This window comes from Neptunomonas sp. (assembly GCF_041601355.1).
Lineage (GTDB): Bacteria > Pseudomonadota > Gammaproteobacteria > Pseudomonadales > Balneatricaceae > Neptunomonas.
The window spans coordinates 1-7,785 of the sequence record NZ_JBFIIH010000158.1 but is presented as its reverse complement, the minus strand read 5'-3'; the positions used below and the strand labels follow the sequence as shown (position 1 = coordinate 7,785).

5 protein-coding genes are annotated in these 7,785 nt (G+C 49.3%); 4 read left to right on the top strand and 1 reads right to left on the bottom strand.

Annotated features, from left to right (window positions below; genetic code table 11):
- Nucleotides 1–683, bottom strand: a 683-nt coding sequence (gene lptF / locus ABY436_RS17745) for an LPS export ABC transporter permease LptF (RefSeq protein WP_372740265.1), incomplete at its 3' end; no start/stop codon positions are given.
- A gap of 135 nt (nt 684–818) precedes the next feature.
- Here lptF and ABY436_RS17740 point away from each other — a divergent pair.
- From ABY436_RS17740 to ABY436_RS17725, 4 genes are all read left to right on the top strand, one after another.
- On the top strand, nt 819–2,327 hold the full coding sequence (locus ABY436_RS17740) for a leucyl aminopeptidase (RefSeq protein WP_372740264.1): 1,509 nt from the start codon (nt 819–821) through the stop codon (nt 2,325–2,327).
- Nucleotides 2,327–2,764 (top strand): DNA polymerase III subunit chi, encoded by a 438-nt coding sequence (locus tag ABY436_RS17735; RefSeq protein WP_372740263.1) that lies wholly within the window; start codon nt 2,327–2,329, stop codon nt 2,762–2,764. The genes ABY436_RS17740 and ABY436_RS17735 overlap by 1 nt, the downstream gene beginning before the upstream one ends.
- Nucleotides 2,765–2,929: 165 nt before the next feature.
- Nucleotides 2,930–5,812, top strand: a complete 2,883-nt coding sequence (locus ABY436_RS17730; protein ID WP_372740262.1) for a valine--tRNA ligase — start codon at nt 2,930–2,932, stop codon at nt 5,810–5,812.
- A 435-nt stretch (nt 5,813–6,247) separates the two neighbouring features.
- Nucleotides 6,248–7,785: diguanylate cyclase domain-containing protein (locus ABY436_RS17725; protein WP_372740261.1), on the top strand; the 1,538-nt coding region annotated here is incomplete at its 3' end.

Below are 7,785 nucleotides of genomic sequence, written 5' to 3'. Positions count from 1 at the left end.
TGCTGATAATCAGCCTGCCCTGGCACCCCTTCATAACGGTAACCATTTTTCAGCACGACAAAGCGATCACCGCTCTTTGGATCAGTAATCACCTGCCTACCGGACTCTGCTAACACCACACGTAACTCATCGGATTGACTATCGCGTTCCGCTACAAAAATGAAATCAAGTGCTTTGCCATCTTCTTGTACACCATTGATATAGGTAGTTCGGTTACTGCCTTTACCCAAACGTTGAAAGCGCCCTGGTGTCAGGCTGTCCAGCTCGCTTCTTTCACTCTGTTTAGCGTAAGCAATTTCTATCTGTTGCCAGGATATTGGCGAAACATACAAGCTCAGCAACGTCACCACCAACGCCACACCAACCGCCGGCCCTAACGCGAACATCGTTAAGCGCTTACCGCTGACACCACTGGCATTTAACACCACCATTTCGCTTTCCAGGTACATACGGCCATAGGCAAGCAGCACACCCAAGAACAATCCCAGCGGCAAAATCAGCACCAACATACCGGGAATGCGATACGCCACTGACTGAAAGACAAACTCAGGCGACATCTCTCCGGCAGCAGCAAAGGATAAATATTTGACAAAGCGACCACTGACTATCAACAGTGTTAATACCGTGCTGACAGCCAGCGTACTCAATATGATCTGGCGTGACAGGTAGCGAAAAATAATCAATGTAAACCAGCCTGTAAGCTAAAGGGTTTATGTAAATCAACGAAAATAGTTTATAGTGCCAGACAATTAAAGGTGCCGGAAACTTCACACGGCATTATCTATCAAACCAGCATTAATGTCTTGCTTGGAGCCATCATGGATTTTGAAATTGTAAACGGTGCGGTTGCATCACTGGAAACTGAATGTTTGGTTATTGGCGTAGAAGAAGGTGCCGTACTAAGCCCTTCTGCGCAAGCGCTGGATCAGGCATCGCAGGGTTATCTGAGCAACCTGATCAATAACGGTGACATCAAAGGTAAATCAGCAGAATCCCTGTTACTACAAAAGATTAACGGCGTTGCGGCTAAGCGTATTTTGTTAGTCGGTCTGGGAAAGGCGGATGAACGCCATGACCGTAACTACAAAAAAGTGGTCAAAACCATTAGCGGCGCTATCAAATCGTTAAGCCTGAAAGAGATCACTATCGCACTGGATGGATTGGCGTCTACAACGCCGGACACCTATCGACAGGTGCGTCATCTGGTTGAGTGGACCACCGCTGAGCTTTACCAGTATGATCGGACCAAAAGTAAAAAAGCCGATGTTTACGCGATTAATAAAATCGCAATTTTACTCTCAGACAAAGACACTGAGGAAGGTGAAGGCGCACTGGTTGATGGTACCGCTATCGCCAACGGCATGAATGTATCGCGTGACCTTGGTAACCTGCCAGGCAATATTTGTACGCCGACTTACCTGGCCGGGCAGGCGAAAGAACTTGCCAACGAATATGACTCGATTACGTGCGAAATCCTGGATGAAGATGCCATGGAAAACCTCGGCATGGGCTCGCTGTTATCGGTTGGTCACGGCAGCGCTGAGCCATCACGCCTGATCATTATCAAACACAACGGTGGCGAACCAGATGCCCAGCCTCACGTTATAGTCGGTAAAGGTGTCACCTTTGATACGGGCGGCATTTCTCTTAAGCCCGGTGCAAAAATGGACGAAATGAAGTTTGATATGTGCGGCGCGGCTTCTGTCATGGGCACCATGCATGCCATCGCTGAAATGAATCTGCCGATCAACATCATTGGTGTTATCGCTGCGGCAGAAAACATGCCGGGCAGCAAAGCAACTAAACCCGGTGACATTGTTACCAGCATGTCGGGCCAAACAATCGAAGTGCTTAATACTGATGCTGAAGGCCGCCTGGTATTATGTGATGCACTCACCTACGTAGAACGATTTAAGCCGAAAACTGTTGTTGATATTGCCACCTTAACCGGAGCCGTTATCGGCGCACTGGGCAACAGTGTTTGCGGTTTGCTGTCAAATGATGATGAACTATGTAGCGAACTCTCCAGTGCAGGCGACTACGCCGATGATCGCGCATGGCGTTTACCATTATTAGACGAATATCAGGAACTGCTTGACAGCAACTTTGCCGATATCGCCAACATTGGCGGCCCGGCCGGTGGTGCCATTACCGCCGCCTGCTTCCTGTCACGTTTTACTAAAGCCTATCGCTGGGCGCATCTGGATATTGCCGGAACTGCCTGGAATAGCGCAGGTAAAGAAAAAGGCTCGACTGGCCGCTGTGTGCCATTACTCAGCCAATACCTGCTTAACCAAGCCGCCGATGAGATGACAGACGACGAATAATGTCTCAGGTCGATTTTTACATTCTGCCCGGTGCAGATGAAGACAGCCGCTACCAGTTTCTCGGTAAACTGGCGACCCGCGCGATCAGCGCGGGTCACTGGCTGTATATTCACACCGATTCTGAGCAGCTCGCCGAACGCATCAGCGAGCGTCTCTGGCAATCGGCACCCGACAGTTTTCTGGCCAACAGCCTGCCGGCAGAAAACATTCATGCGCCAATTCTCATCGGCTGGCAGCCGGAACACCTTCCAAAAACGCCCGATATGCTGGTTAATCTTTCAGCGGGTTATCCTGCTAACACAGCAGAATTCAGCCGTATTGCCGAGATTGTGATTCAATCTGACGAGGTTCTCACTCTTACCCGTCAACGCTTTAAAGAATATCAATCGGCAGGAATCCCGCCACGCATGCACGATATGCGCAAACGAAGCACCTAAACGCCTTCATAGAAACACATTCAACAGGTATAATTAGCGGTTTTACTGGCGGCCCTAGTAGCTAAATAGTAGCTATTTGCAGCAGTTTTTTAGTAGCAGCCGCACCTCAACAGACGCACTTTAACAGATGCACGTAACAGACAGTGCCAAGAGACGCAGACCACGATGGAAAAAACTTACCAGCCAAACGAGATTGAAAAGTCCTGGTACAAAACCTGGGAAGACAACGGTTACTTCGCACCTTCTGGCGAAGGCGAATCATATTGCATCATGATTCCACCGCCGAACGTCACCGGCAGCCTGCACATGGGCCACGCATTCCAGCATACCATCATGGATGCACTCACACGCTACAAGCGTATGCAAGGCAAAAATACCCTATGGCAAGTGGGTACCGACCACGCTGGCATTGCCACGCAAATGGTGGTTGAGCGTAAACTCGCCGCAGAAGAACAGAAAACCCGTCACGATTTAGGCCGTGATGCCTTCATCGAAAAGATCTGGGAATGGAAAGAAGAGTCCGGCGATACGATTACGCGCCAAATGCGTCGCTTAGGCGATTCGGTCGATTGGCCGAGCGAGCGTTTCACCATGGATTCCGGTTTTTACAACGCCGTACAGGAAGCATTTATCAGCATGTACGACGATAAGCTGATCTATCGTGGCAAACGTCTGGTCAACTGGGATCCTAAACTACACACTGCCATTTCGGATCTGGAAGTAGAGAACCGCGAAGTTCAGGGTAAAATGTGGTATCTGCGCTACCCTCTGGCCGATGGCGCTAAAACCGCTGATGGCAAAGACTATCTGGTCGTCGGAACCACACGACCGGAAACTATGCTGGGCGATACCGCCGTTGCAGTTAACCCGGAAGACAGCCGCTTTCAGAGTCTTGTGGGTCAATTCATCGAACTGCCACTGGTTGGCCGCCGCATCCCAATTATCAGCGATGAATACGCCGATATGGAAAAAGGCACCGGCTGTGTAAAAATCACGCCGGCACACGACTTCAACGATAATGAAGTCGGCAAACGCTGCAAACTACCCATGATCAACATCTTCACGCTTAATGGCGACATCCGCGACGAAGCACAAACCTTTAATTCTGACGGCAGCGAAAATCACGATCTTGATAAAACCCTGCCAGAGAAATACCGTGGCATGGAGCGCTTCGCTGCACGTAAAGCAATTGTCGCCGACATTGAAGCACGTGAACTGCTGGTGAAAATTGAAGAGAACAGCATGACGATTCCCTACGGAGATCGTGGTGGCGTTGTCATTGAGCCGATGCTGACCGACCAGTGGTTTGCCGATGCGAAAACACTGGCAAAACCAGCCATTGATGCGGTTAAAAATGGCGACATCAAATTTGTCCCTAAACAGTACGAAAATATGTACTTCGCCTGGATGAACGACATTCAGGATTGGTGCATCTCGCGTCAACTCTGGTGGGGCCACCGCATTCCGGCGTTCTACGATAATCAGGGCAATGTCTACGTCGCGAAAGATGCGGATGCCGCACGCGCAAAATATGGTTTAGACCTGGAAACAGAACTGCGTCAGGACGACGACGTACTGGACACCTGGTTCAGCTCAGGCCTGTGGACATTCGGCACACTTGGCTGGCCGGAAAACACTGAACGCCTGCAGACATTCCACCCGACTGACGTATTGGTGACCGGTTTCGACATCATCTTCTTCTGGGTTGCCCGCATGATGATGATGACCATGCATCTGGTCAAAGATGAAAACGGTAAACCACAGATCCCGTTCAAAACCGTTTATGTCACCGGGTTGATCCGCGACGAAAACGGCGACAAAATGTCGAAGTCCAAGGGTAATGTCCTTGATCCTCTGGATATGATTGATGGTATCGACCTGAATACCCTGCTGGAAAAACGTACCGGTAACATGATGCAGCCGCAACTGGCTGAAAAAATTGCCAAACGCACTGAGAAACAATTCCCTGAAGGTATTGCCGCACACGGCACCGATGCACTGCGCTTTACACTGGCCGCACTGGCATCGACTGGCCGCGACATCAACTGGGATGTGAAGCGATTGGAAGGTTACCGTAACTTCTGCAATAAAATCTGGAACGCCGCTCGCTATGTACAGATGAACACCGAAGGTGAAGATTGCGGCCAGATCCTAATTGATGGCAAGGCCGGCGCAGTTGAGCTTTCTTTAGCGGATCGCTGGATCAGCAGCCGCTTGCAAAAATTAGAAGCCGACGTCACCAAACACTTTGATGAATACCGTTTCGATCTCGCCTCTCAGACGCTGTACGACTTCATCTGGAACGAATACTGCGGCTGGTATCTGGAACTATCCAAACCCGTATTGTGGGACGAAAATGCCTCAGCAGAAGCCAAGCGTGGTACACGCCGCACACTGGTACGCGCCCTCGAAGTACTGATGCGCCTGACCCACCCGATCATGCCGTACATCACCGAAGAGATCTGGCAGTCGATTAAAGATGAAGCAGGTGTCGAAGCAGGAGCTAAAGGCGACACCATCATGCTGCAGAGCTACCCTATCGCTGATACCGCCAAGATTGATCACGCCGCCGAAGCCGATATCGAATGGCTCAAAGGCGTTATCGCCGGTGTCCGTAACATCCGTGGTGAAATGGGCATCTCCCCTGCTAAAGGGCTGGATCTGTTACTCCAGAATGGCAGCCCAGCAGATAAAGCGCGCTTGGATGCCAACAGAAATTTCTTGTCGAAACTCGCCTCCCTAGCCTCCATCACCTGGCTAAACCCCGGCGACGAAGCACCGATGTCTGCTACACAGCTGGTAGGCGAAATGCAGGTACTCGTACCTATGGCAGGCCTGATCGACAAAGACGCCGAGCTGAGCCGTCTGAAGAAAGAGATGGATAAACTCCAGAAAGAGATCGACCGTGTAGCAGGCAAACTAGGAAATGAAAAATTCGCCTCCAACGCACCTGATGCCGTTATTGTTAAAGAGAAAGAAAAACTCGATACTGCGAAATCAGCACAGAAAAAGCTGACCGAGCAGTATGGGAAGATCGAAGCATTGTAAGCAGCACTTCGCTTTTTCAGGTAACTATAAAAATCCCGGCATCAGTCGGGATTTTCTGTTAAGAGCCGCTATTTTCTTTTAAAATAGTGCTCTACAGCGTGTAGCTAATAGCCGCGACATGATCTAAAAAAATACCGCTGTCGTATCATTTTACATTTCAGCATGTACTGCTCAGTAGCGCCACAGGCTGCAGTGCTCAATGGTTAGCGACACTTGTTCATCTTCCATTCAACAGGGCAGTGGCCAAATAAGGTATTGCTCAGCCGCCTGTCATTACTACACTTGGCGCTCAACACCGCAAACAGCTAAGTTAAACTATTACCCAAATGACTTGATTACGCTTTTCATGGCAGAATGTTCGTTTTATACACGTAAGTAATAAGATTAGATCTATTTGTAACGGTCACTTTAACTCGCTAATTTGGTAAAAATGAGATGTCTGCCACTAAAACCAGTTTCCGGTCGCTGAAAGCAACACTTATTTTTCCTTATGTTTTTCTCATTATCCTGCTTACCATCACTATTGGCCTGCTCTCCTATTGGGCGGGTAGCAATACAGTGTCGCGTCTTTCTGAACGCCTTTCTTTAGAGATGGTTGAACGTATTGGCCAAGCGGTAGACCACCATATGTATGGTTCCAGCGCGGTGTTAGAGGCCGCTTTTCCTGTTGGCTTAACCGCGTCCGATGACATCAGTTCTGACTTGAACGCGATGCGTACCCGCTTCTGGACAGCCACTACCTTACACACAGATCCTAATGACTATGTTTATTACGGAAATATTGCTGGTCAGGCTTATGGGCTAAAACGGCTGAATGATAAGACAGCAGAGATCCGCATTAAGACCGACGCTCTTGAACCACGTCGCTATTTCCATTTAAGTAGTATTAATGGAACGGCTGCACAGGTGTCGACTGAGAGCAGCATTTTTGATCCACGCACCCGCCCCTGGTTCAGCTCCAGAGAACAAAATTCGAATCGTCATATGTGGACATCCGTTTATGTAGACTTCTCGACTCAAGACTTAGTCGTGACGCGTGCCCGACAAGTGCTGTCACACGCAGGTAGTTTCACCGGTGTCGTTGCGACGGACGTCTCCCTCTTAAAACTCAATCATTTTATCTCTGACCTGGAAATCAGTGAGAATGGCTTGGCGTTTTTAGTAGAAAGTAACGGAGAATTACTGGCGGCCTCTAATGTGCCGAATATTAAAAAAACAGCCGATGGGAAAATGCAAAGGATGACCGTAGATGATGCAGGTGACGAGCTGATCAAAGCGACCTACAAAGTCATTCTTCCGGAGATCGCCAAACATCAACAGACCACTGCAACCGGGACAGTGACGTTTAATGACCCGTCTGGCGAAAAAATTAACGTGGCTTACAAGCATATTACCGATAATGCAGGTCTGGACTGGATTGCAGTCACCGCTGTTCCCAACCGCGACATACTCAAGGGAGTCACTCAGCAAGTCTATATGGTACTGATACTTGGATCGATTGCCGTTGTGGTTGCTGTTTTATTAGGCTTGATAATTTTAATGCGTTTCACGCGTGACATATCATCGCTGGCGCATGCGGTAATGGATAATGGTACCCCCGAGCTTTCCAGCCTGACCCTGCAAAGGAGCGACGAAATTGGCGTACTGGCGCGCTCTTTAGTGGAGATGCGGCGCGACCTTCTCACCGACTCACTCACTGGCACAGCGAACCGGGCAGCACTTGAGATATTTGTCTCTAAATTACTTAAAGTTGACGATCAGGCTCCTATTCCCTACTTCGCACTGCTGTTCATTGATTTGGACAACTTTAAGCCCTTAAACGATCAATACGGTCACCATAAAGGAGACGATGCTCTAATCGAAGTGGCACAGCGTTTTGAAGCACTGATGAGGCCACACGACTTGCTGGCGCGTATAGGCGGAGATGAGTTTGTGGTAGTGCTGACTGATAACTTTCGTCCGTTATCAGCGGA

Coding starts and splice junctions, on each gene's coding strand:
- ABY436_RS17740 (WP_372740264.1), top strand. CDS start 819: ATGGATTTTGAAATTGTAAACGGTGCGGTTGCATCACTGGAAACTGAA.
- ABY436_RS17730 (WP_372740262.1), top strand. CDS start 2,930: ATGGAAAAAACTTACCAGCCAAACGAGATTGAAAAGTCCTGGTACAAA.
- ABY436_RS17735 (WP_372740263.1), top strand. CDS start 2,327: ATGTCTCAGGTCGATTTTTACATTCTGCCCGGTGCAGATGAAGACAGC.